The organism is Teichococcus aestuarii (genome assembly GCF_003116135.1).
Classification (GTDB): Bacteria; Pseudomonadota; Alphaproteobacteria; order Acetobacterales; family Acetobacteraceae; genus Pseudoroseomonas; species Pseudoroseomonas aestuarii.
In genome coordinates this window covers 1-268 of the sequence record NZ_PDOA01000099.1, presented here as the reverse complement: position 1 = coordinate 268, position 268 = coordinate 1, and the positions used below count along the sequence as shown (strand labels likewise).

Here is a 268-nt window from a genome sequence, read left to right as displayed (position 1 = left end):
AAAACCTCAGCGGGCGATGGGCCGTACATAAAGGGCGAAGCTCGGCCTGTCTGTACGGTATCGCGCAGGCCCTTCAGGCCAGCACCGGCGGGAGGCGCCGGCCATGGCTGATGCCACTCAGCATCCAAAACCACGCGCTGTTCTAAGTGCCCGTTTGAGAATGGTCATGGGTGGGCGATGCGCCTGATGAGGAGCGCGCCCATGCCGACGTGGATCATGGCTTCGGAGACGTCGCAGCGGCGCTCGTAGTCGCGAACCAGGCGGCGCC

1 pseudogene is annotated in these 268 nt (G+C 64.9%); it reads right to left on the bottom strand.

Annotated features, from left to right (window positions below):
- Positions 1-164: 164 nt before the first annotated feature.
- A pseudogene (locus CR165_RS24325) lies at positions 165-268 on the bottom strand (IS5-like element ISRso1 family transposase); the annotation flags it as partial.